This is a genomic window from Geodermatophilus sp. SYSU D00696, assembly GCF_054050235.1.
Genome location: NZ_JBJGYY010000022.1, coordinates 17,989 through 35,332, shown reverse-complemented (window position 1 = coordinate 35,332; position 17,344 = coordinate 17,989). Strand labels below are relative to the sequence as shown.

Sequence of the window (17,344 nt, the reverse complement as noted above, 5' to 3'; positions counted from 1 at the left end):
GGCAGACGATGACGTTGCGGAACGGCCGCCACGTGGCCGAGTTCCAGCTGGCCGGCGACGTGGACGTGTTCGTGAACTCGACCGTGTCGTTCGCCCAGGGCGGTTCGGTGGGTGTCGTCGTCGCGTCGGCTGCAGGGTCGGCCGACGGGGTCGAGGGCGGCGTGGTCTGGGTCATCACGAGCCTCCTTGGAGAGGGGTGGGGGTGAACCGCAGCGGGAGCTCGAGCAGCCCGCGGAAGGCCGACGCCGCCGGCAGCCACTGCAGCTCCTCGACGGGGACGTCGAGGCGCAGGTCGGGCAGGCGGACGAGGATCCGCCGCAGCGCGGTCGTCGCCTCCAGCCGTGCGAGGGCGGTGCCCAGGCACTTGTGGATGCCGTGCCCGAAGGACAGGTGGTGCGTGGAGCCGCGGGAGAGGTCCAGCGCGTCGGCGTCCGGGACGAACTCCGGGTCGTGGTTGGCCGCGCTGAGCACGATCGTGACGATCGAGCCCGCGGGGACGGTCACGCCGCCGATCTCGAGGTCCTCGGTGGCGAACCGGAAGCTCGACACGGGGACCGAGCCGTCGAAGCGCAGCAGTTCCTCCACGGCGGCGGGCACCCGGTCGAGGTCGGCCAGGAGCTCGGCCAGCTCCTCGGGGTGGGTCAGCAGCGCCACCACGGCGTTGCCGAGGAAGTCCGAGGTGGTCTGGTAGCCGGCGAACAGCATCAGGAAGCAGGTGGACACCAGCTCCGCCTCCGACAGCCGGCCGTCCCCGTCGCGCGCGGCGATCAGCGCGCTCACGAGGTCCTCGCCGGGGTTCCGGCGCTTGCCGGCCACCAAGCCGGAGAAGTAGGCGTGCAGCCGCTCCTGCGCCTGCCCGATCGCCGCCCGGTCCTCCTGGGGGCTGCGCCCGCCGGTGCCCACCGTCCGGATGACCTGGGTGCCGGCGAGGATCTCCTCGTGGTCGGCCTCGGGGATGCCGAGCAGGTCCCCGATGACCGCCAGCGGCAGGCGCAGGGCGAACTCGTCGACGAACTCGGTGCTGCCGCGCGGCGCCATCCGGTCCAGCAGGTCCTCGACGATCTCCTCGATCCGCGGGCGCATGGCCTCGATGCGCCGCGGCGTGAACGCCTGGGTCACCAGGCGGCGCAGCCGGGTGTGCTCCGGCGGGTCGGAGTTGAGCATGTTGGTGTTGATCTGCCGGGCCTTCTCGCCGAACACCGCGAGGTAGGTGTCCCCGGCCCGGTACAGGTCCTTGGACAGGCGCGGGTCCGACAACGCCTGACGGGCGTCGTCGTAGCGCGTGACCAGGAACGAGTCGAAGCGCGGCGTCCGGACCTTGACCACCGGTCGCTCGGCGCGCAGCCGGGCGTAGACCGGGTAGGGGTCGGCGCGGAACTCCGGCGTGTAGATCTGCCCGCCGGGGACCACGTCGTCCGGTGGCGCCGCGGGGGTCGGTTGCGCGGTCTGGGTCATGCTGTCTCCTGACGTGGGTGGGAGGTCACCGGGCGAACACGCCGGCCAGGTGGTCGAGCAGCGGGGTCTCCTGCACGAGGCGGCTGCGGAATCCGACGTGGCCGTCGGGACGGACCAGGTAGACCGCCGTCCCGGCGCCCGCCACGCCGTAGGCGGCGGCGAAGGTGCGGTCGGCGTCGCGGACGACCGGCAGGTCGACCAGCAGGGGCACCGGGAGGTCCGGGTCGGCGACCAGGTACGCCTCGACCTCTCCGCGGCTCTGCTGGCGCACGCCCACGGCCAGCTTCTCCAGCGCCAGCACCTGCTCCTCCGACGCGCCCGGATCGGCGTAGAGCAGCAGCGTCGAGCGGGTGCCGCGGGTCAGGTCGAACAGCCGCAGCGGGTGGGCCACGCCGAAGCGCCGGAGACCCTGCACGTCCGGCGCCCGGTGCCCGGGCTCCGGCCCGGCCGGGAGGGTCTCCCCGCCCGGTGTCTGGCCGACCAGCGGACTGCCGGCGTAGTTCATGGTCATCTGCATCTCGAGCAGGAACTGCGCCTTCTCGTCCTCCATGTCCATCTCGTCGGTGAACGCGATGGACACGGCCCGGTCGACGATCATCTTGCCGGCAGGACGACGTTCGGCCTCGTAGCTGTCGAGCAGTCCGGGAGCGGCCAGCCCGCGGACGGCGAGAGCGAGCTTCCAGCCGAGGTTCCAGGCGTCCTGGATCCCGGTGTTCATGCCCTGCCCGCCCGCCGGCGGGTGCAGGTGCGCCGCGTCGCCGGCGACGAACACCCGCCCCTCGCGGTAGCGGTCGACGATCCCGTGCTTGATCCGGAAGATCGACGACCACCGGAGGTTGCTCGCCGTCGTCCCGGCCGGGCCCAGGTCGTCGATCGCGGCCTGCACGTCAGCCAGCGTCGGCGGCTCGTACTCCTGCCAGAACCCGGCCGGCACCGCGCCGGAGCCGACGGCCTCCTGCCACCGCTGCGGGGCGAGGGTCGCGATCCGGTAGCGGTTGCGGCCCTTGAGCGGGACGCACACCAGCATCCCGGTGAACTCGTCGTCCTCGATGCGCACGAAGCGCACCAGGTGGCCGGCCGGCAGGTCCCAGTCGACGTCGACGTCGCCGAGCATGAAGAGCTGCGGGAACATCGACAGCCCGCCCTCGAAGGCGAGCCCGAGACCGGACCGGACGGCGCTGTGCGCGCCGTCGCAGCCGACCAGGTACTGCGCCCGGGTGGTCTCCACCGCGCCCGAAGCGTGCTGCAGCCGTGCGGTGACGCCCTCGTCGTCCTGGGTGAAGGCCACCAGCTCCACCCCGCGCTCGACGAGCACGCCGGAGGCTCCCAACCGGGCCTCGAGGATCCGCTCGGTGTCGTACTGCGGCAGCCCCAGGTGCGCGTAGGGCAGCTCGTCGAGGCCGGCCCAGTCGACCTGGTGGGTCTGCTCGCCGTTGACGAACACCGTCTGGCCGTGCAGCCAGATCCCGGCGTCCATCGCCTCGGTGACGATGCCCTGGTCCTCCCAGATCTCCATCGTCCGGCAGTGGATGCCGATCGCCTTGTCCGCCTGGGTCGAGGCCTGGGGACGCTTGTCCACGACGCGGACCGCGACCCCGCGGCGGGCCAGCTCGATGGCGTGCGTCAGGCCGGCCGGGCCGGCGCCGACGACCAGCACCTCGACCGCGCGACCGGAGGGGACCGGGGCGCCGTCGAGGTCGGCGGCGGCCCACGGCTGCGCCGCCGCGGCGACGTGCCCGTCGTCGGGCTTCTCGACGAACTCCTGCACGCTGGCGCTGGGCACCGTGCGCGGGAGCTCCGCGGGAGCCGGGATCGGCCCGGTGTCCGCCGTCTCCGGTGCCGGGGGCACGGCCGCGGGGACGACCCCGGTGGCTCGCGACGGCGGCAGCGGCCGGGCGCGCAACGCGAAGACCCTGCGCTCCTCACCGCGCGTCAGCCAGCGGCCCAGCGGTCCGCCGGCCCAGTTCGCCGGCTCCGCGGTCCAGTCGGTGAAGTGCTGCTCGGAGTCCCACTCGGCGACGACGTGGTAGCACCGCCCGTCGGTCTCGCGCAGCAGCTCCTCGCGGGCGTGGCCGGGAGCGCTGCGGGCGAGCTGCGCGGCGGCGAGGTAGGCGAGCTCGAATGCCTCCTGCTCCCACGGCTCGACGACGATGGCGGAGTCGACGCGCACCCGCTCGACCTCGACGTCCCCGCCGGGCGAGACCAGCAGCGGGAAGTCCGCGTCGTCGTCGGCCCGCCGGCGGATCTCGAGCACCTCACGCCGGAACTCGACCGAGTGCCAGCGGGCCAGCGGGGCGCCGGCCACCATGTGCGAGGGGTCCTCGACCCACTGCACGAAGTCGTCCTCGGACTCCCACTCCGCGAAGATGTGGTAGCGCAGGCCGCTCGCGTCGCGCAGCAGCTCCTCGCGCACGTACCCGCGGGAGTCCCCGATCCGCTCGGTGACCGTGGTGTAGGCGCGCTCGAAGGCCACCTGCTCGCCCGGCTTGACGCTGGTGGAGAAGTCGATGCGCACCGGCCGGGGCCGCTCGGCCTCCACCGTCGCCAGCACGGTGAAGGTCGAGCGGGTGGCGTCGTCGCGCAGGTCGCGCAGCGCCTCGGTGAGCGTCTCCCGGGCGGCGCTGCGGCCGAAGGCGTCCACCGACGTCCGGTCGGTCCAGTCGCTGACGATGGCGAACCAGCGCGGGTCGGCCTCGTCGCGCATCAGCTCCTGGCGCAGGTTGCCCGGCACCCGGCTGATCTCGGCCGCCGCCCGGTGCCAGGCCGCCTCGAACAGCGCCTCGCAGCCCTCCCGCGCCCGCATCCGCAGCAGAGTCCGCACGCCGGCCCGGTCCCCCCGTGCGCCCACAGGTGCCGTCATGCCGGGTCCTGCGCCGGGCGGCTCGCGCCCGGGACGACGGCGAGCACCTCGTAGGTGTTCCGGGCGGCGTCCTCGCGCAGGTCGCGCAGCGCCTCGGTGAGCGTCTCGCGGGCGGCGCTGCGGCCGAAGCCGTCCACGGCGGCGCGGTCGGTCCAGTCGCTGGTGATGAGGAACGTCCGCGGGTCGTCGGCGTCCCGGACCAGCTCCTGGCGCAGGTTGCCCGGCACCCGGCTGATCTCGGCCGCCGCCCGGTGCCAGGCCGCCTCGAACGCCGCCTCGCAGCCCTCGCGGGTGCGCATCCGCAGGATCGTCCGGACGCCGGCCCGGGGGACCCCGCCGGTTGCCTCCGCGGCCGTCATGGCGTCGCTCCCTCGGATCGGCGCAGCACCAGGCTGCTGTTGAAGCCACCGGTGCCGCGGGCGAGGACCACCACGGTGGACAGGTCCTGCACCCGGCTGCTGGTGACCAGGTCGACCCCGGGGGCGTCGACCGGGTCGTCGAGGTGGGCGGTCCCGGGGACGATCCCGTCGCGCATCGCCAGCAGGGCGGTGGCCACGGCCAGCGCCGAGCCGCCGGCCATGAGCCGGCCGGTCCACGACGACGGCGCCGACACCGGCACCGGCGTCGCCCGGTCCCCGAATACCGCCGCGATCGCGTCGAGCTCGAGCCGGTCGAGCTCGGGCACCCCGGCGCCGTCGGCGAGGACGAGGTCCACCTCGTCGGGGGTGACGCCGGCATCGGCCAGCGACAGCCGGATCGCCCGCGCGTACTGGACGGCGTCGGGGGCCGGGTCCTCGTGGTGGTGGGCGTCGTGGGTGGCCGCGTAGCCGGCCACCTCGCCCCACACCCGGCGGACGCCGCGGGCGCGGGCCGCCCCGGGCTCCTCGAGCAGCAGGATCGCCCCGCCCTCGCCGATCACGTGGCCGTTGGCCCGCCGGTCGAAGGGCTTGTAGGCGTCCTCGGGCCGCTGCGCGGTCGACAGCCGTCCGCCGGTGGCCTGGCACAGCAGCGCGTACGGGCACAGCCCGGCCTCGGTGCCGCCGACCAGCACCGCCGGGGTGCCGCGCCGGACCACCCGGCGGGCCCAGCCGATGCTGTCCAGCCCGCCGGCGCCCTCGGTGACGACGACGCCGGAAGGGCCCTTGAACCCGTCGCGGATGGACACCTGGCCGGTGCTGGCCGCGTAGAACCAGGCGATCGACTGGTAGGCGCCCACCGACCTGGGTCCCTTGGCCCACAGCCCCTGGATCTCGTGCTGGCTGAACTCGTTGCCGCCCGAGCCCGAGGCCAGGAACACCGACGTCGCGTACGCGTCCTCCGGCGCGGTGTACCCGGCGTCCTCGGCGGCCAGCGTCGCCGCAGCCAGGGACATCCAGGTCCACCGGTCGGTCTGCACCATCAGCTGCGGCGACACGTGGTCGGCGGGCACGAAGTCGCGCACCTGCCCGGCGAGGGTGATGCCGTAGCGCTGGGCGTCGAAGCCCTCGACCGGCCGGATGGCCGGCTCGCCGCGCACCAGCGACGCCCAGTGCTCCTCCACGCCGATGCCGGTGGGCGCGACGACGCCGATCCCGGTGACCAGCAGTCCGCTCACGACTCCCTCCGGGTGGGCGCGGCCAGCACGATCGCCGACTGGAACCCGCCGAAGCCGCTGCCGACCGAGATGGCGACGTCGACCTTCTGCTCCCGCGCCACCTTCGGCACGTAGTCGAGGTCGCACTCGGGATCGGGCACCTCGTAGTTGGCCGTGGGCGGCAGGACGCCGCGGCTGACCGCCAGCGCGGTGGCGGCGACCTCGATCGACCCGATGGCGCCCAACGAGTGACCCACCATCGACTTGATCGAGCTCATCGCGACCCGGCCGGCCGCCGAGCCCAGGCTGCGCTTGACCGCCGCTGTCTCGTGCCGGTCGTTCTGCTTGGTCCCCGAGCCGTGCGCGTTGACGTAGCCGACCTCGTCCGGGTCGATCCGTCCCTGGTCGAGCGCGACGGTGATCGCCTCGGCCATCTCCAGCCCGTCGGGCTTGAGGCCGGTCATGTGGAAGGCGTTGCAGCGGCTGGCGTAGCCGGTCACCTCGCAGTAGACCTCCGCGCCGCGCGCCCTCGCGTGCTCGAGCTCCTCGAGCACCAGCACCGCCGCGCCCTCGCCCATGACGAACCCGTTGCGGCGGGCGTCGAAGGGCTTGGAGGCGTGCTCGGGGTCGTCGTTGCTGTCGGTGGTGGCCCGGATCGTGTCGAAGCAGGCCATCGAGATCGGCGAGATCGGGGCGTCGCTGGCCCCGGCCAGCACGACGTCGGCGTCGCCGTCCTCCACCAGCTGGGCGCCGTACCCGATCGAGTCGATGCCCGACGTGCAGCCGGTGGACACCACCGTGGCCGGGCCGTGCGCGCCGAAGCGGACGGCCAGCTCGGTGGCGCCGCAGCTGGGCACCAGCGCGTGCATCAGGTACCGCGACGCGTAGCGCGGGTCGACCTCCCACAGCCGGCCGGCGTCGCTGACCGACACGTACTCCTGCTCCAGCCGCATCGTCGCCCCGACGGCGCTGCCGAGGGTGACGCCGACCCGGTCGGGGTCGGGAGCGTCGTCGGCCCCGCCGACCCCGAACCGCAGCCCGCTGTCGGCGACCGCCTCGTCCGCGGCGACCATCGCCATCTGCACGAAGCGGTCGTTGCGGTGCACCTCCTGGGCGGTGAGGCCCTGCTTGCGGCCGTCGAAGTCCACCTCGGCGGCGACCTGCGAGCGGAAGCGCGCCGGGTCGAAGAACGAGATCCGCCGCGTCGCCGTCCGGCCGGCGGTGATCATGTCCCAGAACCCCTCGCGGCCCATGGAGCCGGGCGCCACCACCCCGATGCCGGTGACGACGACGCGGCGCCTCCCGGTGGTCACCGCACGCCCGGGGCGGGCTCGGTGTCGACGTGCCCCAGGTCGGGCCGCGGTGCCAGCGGGCCGCACAGGAAGACGAACGTCGCCGTCGTCTCCGTGTCGTTGACGATCCGGTGCCGGACGCCGATCGGGATGTGCACGGCGGACTCGGCGACCAGCCGCCGCGGCTCGCCGTCGAGGGTGACCAGGACGTCGCCGGCCTGGCAGTAGAGGAACTCCTCGGAGTAGGGGTGCCAGTGCTCGGTCACGACCTCGCCGGGCTCGAGGGTGAGCGTGCCCATGAACCCGGCGGTCGAGCCGACGCTGGCCGGGGAGAGCAGCACCCGGATGTCACCGCCGCGACGGCGGTTGGGCGGGGTGTCGGCCCGGTGGACGGTGGGGCCGCAGCGCGTCGGCGTGGCCGGCGCGTGCTGGATCGTGGTCATCTCTCTCCTCAGGTGGGCCGGCGGCCGGGGCGGCCGGCGGTTCGGGGGTCGGGCGGGTCAGGCGGCCGGGGAGCCCGCGAACGCGGGCCCCGGGACGTCGGTGGGGACGGGGGCGCCGGGCCCTGCGGCCAGGTGGACCGGCAGGTCGGGGTGGACCTGGCGGACCAGGGGACCGAGCACCGGTTCGGCGCCGATCTCGACCGCCGACGTCGCCCCGAGGTCCACCAGCACCCGGGAGGTGGCCTCCCAGAGCACCGTGGCGGTGAGGTGGCGGCGCAGCGCCGCGGCGAGCCGGTCGGGGTCACGGGTCGGCTCGGCGTCGGCGTTGGGCACGACGGGCACGTCGGGGACCGACCAGTCGAGGTCGGCCAGCGCCGTCGCGAGGTGGGCGGCGACCTTCTGCACCAGCGGGCCGCCGCAGGGCGCCCGCCCGGGCAGCCGGACCAGGTCCAGCCCCGCCGCGCGGACCAGCTCGCCGGCGTGCGCCAGCTCGCTGCGGCCGCCGGCCAGCACCGCGCGCTCGGGCCCGTCGAGGGCGGCGAGGCACAGCGGCCCGTCCATCCCGGCGACCGCGATGGCCGAGCGGGCGACGGCCTCGGCGTCCTGCCCGAGGACCGCGGCCAGGCCGGCGGCCGAGGGCCGCGGCGCCAGCCCGAGCAGCTCGGCACGCCAGTGCACCAGCTCGACCACCTGGTCGAGCTGCAGGGCACCGGCGGCCACGAGGGCGGCGTACTCGCCGACGCCGTGCCCGGCCACGACCACCGGGTCCAGGCCGCGGGCGGCCAGCGAGCGGAAGCCGGCGACCCCGGTGACGACCACCTCGAGGTGGGTGGCGACGGGGTCGGGTGCGGTCGCGGGGTCCCGCCACCAGGCGGCGACGTCGCGGCCGACGACGGCGTCGACCTCGGTCACGGTGGCGGCCGCCACCGGGTCGGCCAGCCACGGGTCGACCATCCCGGGCCGGGAGGCCTCCTCACCGGGGAGGAGGACGGCGGGACCCCGCGCGGCGCTCACCTCACCGCTCCGACCCCGGTGCGGCGGCCTCGACCTTGTCCTTGATGATGCCCATCTGGATCTTGCTGTTCGCGTCGATCCGGCGGGTCATCCCCTCGGTGTCGATGGGCGCCTCGGGCCGCATCCGGAAGTCCTGCACCCAGCGCATCCGGGTGCCGCTGCCCTCCGGCGCGTAGGTCCAGTGGATGTCCATGAACTCGAACGGGCCGGGCTCGACCCGGCGGGCGCGGACCTCGCGCGCGGCGGGGTCGAGGGTCCGCTCGGACACCCAGCTCCAGGTCCGCCCGGACTCGTCCGGGTGCATGGTGAGCCGGAAGCGGAACCAGGTGTCGGTCTGCTCCAGGATCTCCACCGAGCGGTACTCGGTGAACAGGTCCGGCCAGGACGCCAGGTCGTTGGTCATCGCCCACACGTGGTCGATGTCGGCGTCGATCAGGATCGAGTTGTCGGTGTGTCCGACGGTCGCGGTCTGCGGGCTGTCGGTGCTGGTCATGCGGAGCGCTCCTCGGATCGGTGGAGGACGGGACGGCCCCCTCGCAGGGCCCCGGCGCGAGCGTGCGAGTGCTGGGGGGCGAGGGGGTCCTTCATCTAGGCCGGCTGGGCCTGCCCGGCGCGGACGGCCTCGACGATCTCGCCGAACGTGTAGCGGTCGGCGCTGTCGTCGGGCAGCTCGGTGCCGAAGCGGTCCTGCAGGGCGGTCTGCAGGGACAGGAAGGCCAGGGAGTCCAGGCCCACGTCGGCGAAGCGGGCGTCGGGGTCGGTGGTGTGCGCCGACGACGGCAGCCCCGCCTTCTCGGTGAGCAGCTGCATGAGGTCGGTCTGGTCGAAGGCGGTCATGGCGGTGTCCTCCTCGGGACGGTGGTGCGGACGGGACGCCGGGACGGCGGGCTCGCCGTCCGGGACGAGGTGCAGCGGGCCGCGGAGGGCGGCCGGCAGGGCCGGCTCCGGGCACGCCGCGATGAGCGCCGCGCGGGCCACCAGGTCGGGCAGCCGGCGGTCGAGGAACTGGACGTCGTGCCGGTCGGCGCGCACGTCGGGGTCGCGCAGCATGGCGCGGTGCAGGGCGGTGGTGGTGTGGACGCCGGGACCCTCGACGCGCAGCTCGGCCAGCGCCCGGTCCATCCGCCGGATCGCCTGCTCGCGGTCGGGCGCCCAGACGACGAGCTTGCCGAGCAGCGAGTCGTAGTGCGGGCTGATGGTGTCGCCCTGGCGGTAGCCGGTGTCGAAGCGCGTCCACGGGCCGTCGGGGACCCGCAGCACGTCGAGCCGGCCCGGTGCGGGGGCGAACCCGCGGGCGGGGTCCTCGGCGTTGATCCGGCACTCGATGGCCGCCCCGCGGACGACGACGTCCTCCTGCCGCAGCCGCAGCGGCTCGCCGCCGGCGACCAGCAGCTGCTCGCGGACCAGGTCGATGCCGGTCAGCAGCTCGGTGACCGGGTGCTCGACCTGGATGCGCGCGTTCATCTCCATGAAGTACGCGCGCCCGGCGTCGTCGACGAGGAACTCGACGGTCCCCGCGCCGGCGTAGCCGACCGACAGCGCGCCGCGGACGGCCATCTCGCCGAGCTCGGCCCGCTGCGCCGGGGAGAGGTGCCCGGCCGGGCCCTCCTCCAGCAGCTTCTGGTGCCGGCGCTGCAGCGAGCAGTCCCGCTCGCCCAGGTAGATGCCGGAGCCGTGGGCGTCGCAGAGGACCTGCACCTCCACGTGCCGGGCGCCGGAGAGGTAGCGCTCGACGTAGACGGTGGGGTCGCGGAACACCGCGCGGGCCACCGTCTGGGTGGTGGTGAACGCCTCGGCGAAGTCCTCCGGCCCGCGGACGACGGTCATCCCGCGCCCGCCGCCGCCGGCCGCGGCCTTGATGATCACCGGGTAGCCGATCTCGGCGGCGATCCGCTGGCCCTCCTCGGCCGTGCGGACCGGGTCGACCACGCCGGGCAGCAGCGGCAGCCCGGCGTCGGCCATGAGCCGGCGCGCCGTCGCCTTGTTGCCCATGAGCTGCATGACCTCGGGCGGCGGGCCGACGAAGGTCAGTCCCTCGGCGTCGCAGATCTCGGCGAAGTCGGGGTCCTCGGAGAGGAAGCCGTAGCCGGGGTGGACGGCGTCCGCGCCGCTGCGCAGCGCCGCCTCCACGAGGTTGGGCACGTGCAGGTAGCTCGCCCGCGGTGCCGGCGGCCCGATGTGCACCGCCTCGTCGGCCATCTCCACGACCGCGGAGTCGCGGTCGGCCGTCGAGTGCACGGCCACCACCTCGATGCCGAGCTCCCGGCAGGCGCGGGCGACCCGGACGGCGATCTCGCCGCGGTTGGCGATGAGCAGCCGGCCGATCACCGCGGACTCCCGGGCGGGCGCAGCAGCAGCAGGACCTGGTCGTACTCGACGGACTCGGCGTCGCCGACCCGGACCTCGGCGACCACGCCCGCGGAGTCGGCCACGATCGGGTTCATCAGCTTCATCGCCTCGACGATCCCGAGCGTCTGGCCGCTCTCCACCTCGTCGCCGACCCGCACGAACGGCTCGGCGCCGGGGGAGGGCGCGGCGTAGAAGGTGCCGACCAGCGGCGCGCGGACGGCGACCGCGCCCTCGGGGACCTCCGGCGCGGCGGCGGGCTCCGCCTCCGGGGCCACCGCCTGCAGAGCACCGGCCGCCGGGGCGGGGGCCGGCGCGGGCGGGCCGACGACGACGTCGGCGGCCCACTCGACCTCCACCGACCGGTCCCCGCTGCGCACCGTCAGCCGCCGCAGCGGCCCGGGCAGCGCGCGGGCGAGGTCGAGGACCTCCTCCTGCAGCGAGCGTGCGGCCTCGTCCCGGTCCTCCGCGCCGCCGGCGCGCGGGGACAGCTCAGCCGGCCGCACGGTCGTCCCCTCCCGTGGGCACCGGCACGACGCGCAGTGGTCGGGCCTCGTCCCCGCCGATCCGCGAGAGCCGCCGGGTGCGCAGCGCCAGGAGCGTCGCGACGTCGAGGCGGCACAGCTCGTCGAGGTCGGCGACCAGGGCCGCGCGGACCCGCCGGGCCGCGTCGAGGGGGTCGGCGTGCGCCCCGCCCGGCGGCTCGGTCACCACCGAGGTCGCGATGCCGCTGGCGCACAGGTGAGGGGCGCCCAGCCGCATGGCACGGGCGGCGGTGGGTGCGGCCGACGCCGTCCGCCAGAGGATCGCCGCGCAGCCCTCGGGGCTGATGACCGAGAGGTAGGCGTTCTCCAGGACCAGCAGCCGGTCGGAGGTGCACAGGGCGAGGGCCCCGCCGCTGCCCCCCTCGCCGGTCAGCACGGAGACCACCGGGACGCGCAGCCGGCTGCTGCGCATGATCGTCTCGGCGATGGCGTGCGACTGGCCGCGCTCCTCGGCCGCGGGGCCGGGGTGGGCGCCGGGGGTGTCGACCAGCGTGACCACCGGCAGGCCCGAGGACTCGGCGTGCGCCATGAGCCGCATCGCCTTGCGGTAGCCCTCGGGGTGCGGCATGCCGAAGTTGCGGGCCACGCGCTCGCGGACCGAGTGGCCCTTCTCGTGGCCGATCACCACCACCGGGCGCCCGTCGAGCGAGGCGACGCCGCCGACGATCGCGGGGTCGTCGGCGAACGTGCGGTCGCCGTGCAGCTCGACGAAGTCGTCGAAGGCGGTGGCGAGGTAGTCCAGCGTGGTCGGCCGGCCGGCGACCCGCGCCCGCTGGACGACGTCCCAGGCGTCGGCGTCGCGCGCCGCGGGGCCGGGGTCGGCGGGCGCGGGCTCGGTGACCTCCGTCCGGGTGACGGCGGTGCCGGAGCGGGGGAGGACCGGGCGGCCGTGCAGGTCGAGCAGGCGGACCAGCAGCGGGCGCAGCTCGGCCCGGCTCTCGACCCGGTCGACCAGCCCGTGGGCCAGCAGGAACTCCGCCGTCTGGAAGTCGCTGGGCAGCTCGGCGCGGATCGTCTCCTGCACCACCCGGGGGCCGGCGAACCCGACGTGCGCGCCCCGCTCGCCGACCAGGACGGCGGCCAGCGTGGCGAAGGACGCCGACACCCCGCCGTAGGTGGGGTCGGTGAGCACGCAGACCGACAGCAGCCCCGACTCGCGCAGCTGGGCGAAGGCCTGGCTGACCCGCGCCATCTGGAACAGCGAGAAGACGCCCTCCTGCATGCGTGCGCCGCCGCTGGCGCAGACGACGACCAGGGGCAGCCGGCGCTCCACCGCGAGGTCCGCGGCCGCGCTCACGCGGCGGCCCACCTCGATGCCCATGCTGCCGCCGAGGAACCCGAAGTCCATCGCGGCGAGGACCACCTCGGTGCCGCCGATGCGGGCGGTGCCGGCGACGACGGCCTCGGACTCACCCGAGCTGGCGGCGGCCTCGAGCAGCCGGTCGCGGTAGTCGCGCAGGTCGCTGAACGACAGCGGGTCGGGCGGTCCCGGGGGGCAGGTCTGCTCGTCGAAGGTGCCCGGGTCGGCCAGCAGCCCGATGCGCTCGCGGGCGCCCAGGCGCAGGTGGTGGTCACACTCCGGGCAGACCGACAGGTTGCGCTCCAGCCGCTTGCGGTACAGCAGCCAGCCGCAGCTGGGGCAGCTGACCCAGTCGGCCGAGCCGGCCGCCGACGTCGGGCGCCGGGTCGGCGTGGTCGCGGTCACGACCGCTCCGCCGACCACTCGTAGAAGCGGCGCGCCATCGCGTCCTGGGGCGAGCGCCAGCCCGGGTCGTAGGCGTTGATGTAGGGCCGCAGCTCCTCGCTCACCGAGCGGAAGGACGGCAGCGACTGCGCCACCCGCATCGCCTCGGCCGGCGGGCGGTCGAACTCGATGAGGTGGACGTAGAGCTCGTGGAAGGTGAACAGGGACCGGTGCCGCACACCGATCTCCTGGGGCATGGACGTCGCGTCGGAGCGGGCGAAGACGTCGGCGACGCGGTCCGCGTCCCCCGGGTTCATCCTCGCGATGATCATGGTCTGGTGCACGGGCTCTCCAGCGTCGCTGCGGGGCCGGCCGGGAGCGGGCGGGCCGGGGACGGATGCCCGAGGACGTTAGGGCGGGGGACCCGCCCGGGACACCGGCCAGCGGTCGGATCCTGCAGGGTCGCCCGGGGGTGGAGGGGGCCGGTCACCAGGGAGGACGCCCCCGGAGGGGTCGCGCACCCCCGGGTGCAGCACCCCAGGCGGGGACGGTCCCGCCTCGGGGAGCCCCTCACTCCATACCTGGGTATGAATCGGTCCCCCGTTCCCGCACGGTGGGGACACGGACGGTGGCGGAGGGTCGCGCGCCATCTCTACTGTCCGTCTCAGGTATGGGGGCGCAGGGCGCCGGACCTGAGCGGAGCAGACGCATGGGCGGCGAACCGGAGGGGAGACTCCCTCCACGGGATGATGCCCGGAACGGTGGCGTCCCCCGGGCCCGGGTGTTGATCTGCGACGACCACGAGGTGCTGCGGCACGGTCTCCGCGCAGTGCTGCGCTGGGCGCCCGACCTCGTCGTGGTGGCCGAGGCCGCGGACGCCGACGCCGCCCTCACACTGGCCGCCGAGCTGCGGCCGGAGGTCACCCTGGTAGGACTCGGGACACAGGGCCCGGCGATCCCCGACCTGGTGCGGGCCCTGACGGCCACGGGCACCCGCGTGGTGCTCCTGGGCGAGGCCGGCAGCGGCGGCGACATGGTCGAGGCCCTGCGCGCGGGCGCACGCGGCTACGTGCACACCACCGTGAGCTCCGACCGCCTCGTCGAGGGGGTGCGGGCCGTGCTGCGGGGCGAGACCCTGCTCGACGCCACCGTCACCGGCGAACTGCTGCACCAGCTCGACGGGAGCCGGCCGGCGTCCCAGCCGACCAACGGCAACCCGCTCACCGCGCGCCAGCAGGCGGTGTCCGAGCTCGTCGCCGAGGGGCTGACCAACGCGGAGATCGCCGCCCGGCTGCAGGTCAGCCGCGCGACCGTCAAGGGCCACATCACCGTGGCGCTGCGGAGGCTGGGCCTGCGCGACCGCACCCAGCTGGCGATCCACGTCAACCGCAGGCCCCGGCCCGGGCCGGACGACGGCCGCCAGGTGGGCCCCGCCAACGGTTGACCTCCGTGTCGTGGGGATGACTCTGCGTACTGGCCGGACGGACGGAGGCGGAGTGTCGCCCCGGTGCCTGGCAGGAGCCTGGACGTGAGCTGTGACTCCCGTGCACAGTTCCTGCCTGCACAGACCGGTTGCGCGCTACGGTTTCACCAGATCCGCTGAGACGAACAGGTTCCGTTCGGCTGGAGAACCCCGGCCTCCACACCCCGTCACCGACCGGACAGGGGAACAGGATGAGTCCAGATGACCTCCCGAGCAGAGGGGGGCTCCCGGGCCCGCGGCTGCACCGTCCGAACGGTCCTGGCGCGACCGCGCCCGGGCACGCGGGTCCTCCGCGGGCCCGAGCGGTCCCCCGGCCGGTCCGGCCCGTGCTCGCTCGGCCACCGTCCAGCCTGGTGCGGATCCTGCTCTGCGAGGACCAGGAGGTCTTCCGGCTGGGCCTGCGCGTGGTCCTCGAGGCCGAGCCCGACATGGCCGTCGTCGCGGAGACCGAGCACCTGCCCGGGGCGCTGAGCGTCGCCGCGGACGTCCCGGTGCAGGTGGTGGTCGCGCGGCAGGGTCTCGTCCAGGGCGCCACGCTGCCGCTGCTGCGGGACCTCTGCCACCTGGGGGCGTCGGTGCTGGTGCTCGCCGAGCGGCGGGAGGACCCCGGCGCCGAGCTGGTCGAGGTGCTGCGTGCCGGCGTCCGGGGCTATCTCCCCCGGCGCTCCTGCGCCGCCCGGCTGGTCGAGGCCGTGCGCGCTCTGTCCCGGCACGAGCCGGCCATCGACTCCTCGGCCACCAGCCACCTGGTCCGCTACCTGGCCGACCCCACGGCGCCGGCGCAGGGTCCCGAGCGCGTCCTCGACCGGCTCACCGACCGGCAGCGCGACGTCGCCGAGCTGGTGGCGCAGGGCCTCAGCAACGAGGAGATCGCCCGCCGGCTGTTCCTCAGCCTGGCGACGGTCAAGAGCCACCTGACCGCCTCCATGCGACGGCTCGGGGTCCGCAGCCGGACCCAGCTGGCCATCCTGGTGAACCGCGACCGGTCACCCGCGGTCTGACGCCGGGCCGCCGTCCGCAGCGGGGTGCCCGGCCACGGCGGTCCCGGCGCTCCGGGTGGGACGGGTCCGACCCGGGGCGCGCGACCGGCGACCGAGGGGCGCGCCCGGCGAGGGGTCGGCAGCCGGTTCGCGGGTCGCGCCTGGACGGTCCCGGACCGGTACCACGACCTCGGGTGGAGGCAGGTTCATACCCGTGTCCGGTTGGACGCCGCCGGGTGCACCGGGAGGGTGACCTGCGTCGCCGGGCGACTGCCAGGTCCCCCCGAGTCGGCGCTCCCCCACGACCGTCCGGGACGCCGCATCCAGAGAGGCGGTGTCGTGGACCGAGCACCGACCACGCGCCACCCTCGGGTGCGGCGTGCCCTCGCCGTGGCCGGGGCCGGCACGCTGCTGGTGGCCGCCGCGCCGGGGGCGGCGTCGGCGCAGGGAGGCGGAGGCCGGACCTGGGACGTCAGGCCGGGCCAGTCCATCCAGGACGTCGTGGACGCAGCGGACTCCGGGGACACGATCCGGCTGGCGCCCGGCACCTATGCAGAGGCCGTCTGCATCGAGGGGAAGGGCCTGACCATCCGGGGTGCCGGCGCTGCCGCGACGAAGATCGTGTGGCCCGGGTGGGACACCCCCGAGGACCTGCCGCCGGCGCCGGCCAGGTCATCGGTGTGCTGGGCGGCCCAGGAGCGCGTCGACGGCGAGGACGACCCGGCCACGCTGGCCGACGACGTATCGGCCCTCTTCTTCCTCGACCCCGACGGCCCGGTGCGGGTCTCCGGTGTCATGACCCGCAACCACCCCGCCAGCGGGATCACCGCCTGGGGCGCCGACGGGTTCTCGGTGTCCGACACGGCGGGTCACGCGCACGACGGGTACGGGATCCTCGCCCTGGACTCCACGAACGTGCGGTTCACCGGCAACATCGAGGTCGGCCTCGACCGCGGCACCGCGAGCCGGCCGGACTCGGGCACCGCCGGCATCGGGATCGAGGACTCCGGGGCGGCCGCCGCGAACGTCTCCGGCAACTACGTCGAGGGGTACGACCTCGGCATCCACCTCCGGGAGGCCCGTGGCGGACACGTGTCCGGGAACACCCTGACCGGCAACTGCATCGGGCTCCTGCTGTTCGACGACGTCCTCACCCAGGTGCCCGACGACGGGCGGGACGTCCCGAGCGGTGGGTTCCACCTCAGCGGCAACCGGGCGACGGACAACGACCGGTACTGCCGACAGGGCCGCGACGAGGACGAGCACGTCTCCGGCGTCGGCGTGCAGGTGGTCAACGCCGATGACGTGAGCATCACGGGCAACGTCGTGACGGACAACACGGTGACGCTGCCCGAGAGCGTGCCGGTGCCCACCAACCCGGCGGGCGGTCTGACGCTGCTCTCGCTCCCGGCGCCCGACGCACCGGAGGGCGCGAGCGCGGGCCTCGTGGACGACATCCGGATCGTCGGGAACGCCTTCGGGGACAACCACGTCATCGTGCGACCGGGCCGGGTGGTGGAGAGGGACGTGTTCGTCAGCGACGGCTCGATCCCGCCCCTGCTGGCCGCCGGTCCGGACCTGACCTCCGCGGGCAACCGCTGCGATGCCAGCCTCCCGGCGGACATCTGCGGCGCGCCGCCGTACCCGGCCGACTGACCGCACCCTCCGC

The 17,344-nt window shown here is 75.1% G+C and carries 16 protein-coding genes; 4 read left to right on the top strand and 12 right to left on the bottom strand.

The genetic code is table 11. The features are described 5' to 3' along the window. Positions 1-8: 8 nt before the first annotated feature. On the top strand, positions 9-206 hold the full coding sequence (locus ACI79O_RS15040; protein WP_456886309.1) for a hypothetical protein: 198 nt from the start codon (positions 9-11) through the stop codon (positions 204-206). Here ACI79O_RS15040 and ACI79O_RS15035 read toward each other — a convergent pair. The 12 genes from ACI79O_RS15035 to ACI79O_RS14980 all read right to left on the bottom strand — a co-directional run bounded on the left by ACI79O_RS15035 (position 175) and on the right by ACI79O_RS14980 (position 13,556). Beyond that, the gene (locus ACI79O_RS15035; RefSeq protein WP_456914548.1) at positions 175-1,455 is read right to left on the bottom strand and encodes a cytochrome P450 family protein; all 1,281 of its coding nucleotides are present in this window, start codon (positions 1,453-1,455) and stop codon (positions 175-177) included. The genes ACI79O_RS15040 and ACI79O_RS15035 overlap by 32 nt on opposite strands. 25 nt (positions 1,456-1,480) lie before the next feature. Continuing rightward, entirely contained in the window at positions 1,481-4,276 is a 2,796-nt protein-coding gene (locus tag ACI79O_RS15030; RefSeq protein WP_456914547.1) for an FAD-dependent monooxygenase, read from the bottom strand. Positions 4,277-4,311: 35 nt separating this feature from the next. Continuing rightward, a complete protein-coding gene (locus ACI79O_RS15025) occupies positions 4,312-4,674 on the bottom strand; it encodes an antibiotic biosynthesis monooxygenase family protein (RefSeq protein ID WP_456877072.1) in 363 nt (120 codons plus the stop codon). After that, entirely contained in the window at positions 4,671-5,909 is a 1,239-nt protein-coding gene (locus ACI79O_RS15020; protein WP_456886302.1) for a beta-ketoacyl synthase N-terminal-like domain-containing protein, read from the bottom strand. Before ACI79O_RS15020 ends, ACI79O_RS15025 begins: the two co-directional genes overlap by 4 nt. Further along, positions 5,906-7,201, bottom strand: coding sequence for a beta-ketoacyl-[acyl-carrier-protein] synthase family protein (locus ACI79O_RS15015; protein ID WP_456886300.1), 1,296 nt, complete (start codon positions 7,199-7,201; stop codon positions 5,906-5,908). The genes ACI79O_RS15020 and ACI79O_RS15015 overlap by 4 nt, the downstream gene beginning before the upstream one ends. Further along, positions 7,198-7,623 carry a cupin domain-containing protein gene (locus ACI79O_RS15010; protein ID WP_456877069.1) on the bottom strand — a complete coding sequence of 142 codons (426 nt, stop codon included), beginning with the start codon at positions 7,621-7,623 and terminating at the stop codon, positions 7,198-7,200. The genes ACI79O_RS15015 and ACI79O_RS15010 overlap by 4 nt, the downstream gene beginning before the upstream one ends. Before the next feature lie 57 nt (positions 7,624-7,680). Beyond that, entirely contained in the window at positions 7,681-8,637 is a 957-nt protein-coding gene (locus ACI79O_RS15005; protein WP_456914546.1) for an ACP S-malonyltransferase, read from the bottom strand. A 1-nt stretch (position 8,638) separates the two neighbouring features. Continuing rightward, positions 8,639-9,130: an SRPBCC family protein gene (locus ACI79O_RS15000; RefSeq protein WP_456877067.1), complete on the bottom strand. Its 492-nt coding sequence runs from the start codon at positions 9,128-9,130 to the stop codon at positions 8,639-8,641. A 95-nt stretch (positions 9,131-9,225) separates the two neighbouring features. Further along, on the bottom strand, positions 9,226-10,965 hold the full coding sequence (locus ACI79O_RS14995; protein WP_456886296.1) for an acetyl-CoA carboxylase biotin carboxylase subunit: 1,740 nt from the start codon (positions 10,963-10,965) through the stop codon (positions 9,226-9,228). After that, positions 10,962-11,489, bottom strand: a complete 528-nt coding sequence (gene accB / locus ACI79O_RS14990; RefSeq protein ID WP_456886293.1) for an acetyl-CoA carboxylase biotin carboxyl carrier protein — start codon at positions 11,487-11,489, stop codon at positions 10,962-10,964. The genes ACI79O_RS14995 and accB overlap by 4 nt, the downstream gene beginning before the upstream one ends. Continuing rightward, positions 11,476-13,233: an acetyl-CoA carboxylase carboxyl transferase subunit alpha gene (gene accA, locus ACI79O_RS14985; protein ID WP_456877064.1), complete on the bottom strand. Its 1,758-nt coding sequence runs from the start codon at positions 13,231-13,233 to the stop codon at positions 11,476-11,478. Before accA ends, accB begins: the two co-directional genes overlap by 14 nt. Further along, positions 13,230-13,556 carry a TcmI family type II polyketide cyclase gene (locus tag ACI79O_RS14980; protein WP_456877063.1) on the bottom strand — a complete coding sequence of 109 codons (327 nt, stop codon included), beginning with the start codon at positions 13,554-13,556 and terminating at the stop codon, positions 13,230-13,232. Before ACI79O_RS14980 ends, accA begins: the two co-directional genes overlap by 4 nt. A 437-nt stretch (positions 13,557-13,993) precedes the next feature. Between ACI79O_RS14980 and ACI79O_RS14975 the strand changes: the two genes are divergently transcribed. The 3 genes from ACI79O_RS14975 (at position 13,994) to ACI79O_RS14965 (ending at position 17,331) form a co-directional block, all read left to right on the top strand. Beyond that, on the top strand, positions 13,994-14,656 hold the full coding sequence (locus ACI79O_RS14975) for a LuxR C-terminal-related transcriptional regulator (RefSeq protein WP_456886291.1): 663 nt from the start codon (positions 13,994-13,996) through the stop codon (positions 14,654-14,656). 392 nt (positions 14,657-15,048) lie between these two features. After that, positions 15,049-15,696, top strand: a complete 648-nt coding sequence (locus tag ACI79O_RS14970; RefSeq protein WP_456877061.1) for a response regulator transcription factor — start codon at positions 15,049-15,051, stop codon at positions 15,694-15,696. Between the two features lie 318 nt (positions 15,697-16,014). Then, on the top strand, positions 16,015-17,331 hold the full coding sequence (locus tag ACI79O_RS14965) for a right-handed parallel beta-helix repeat-containing protein (RefSeq protein WP_456886290.1): 1,317 nt from the start codon (positions 16,015-16,017) through the stop codon (positions 17,329-17,331). The last annotated feature ends 13 nt before the right edge of the window (positions 17,332-17,344 follow it).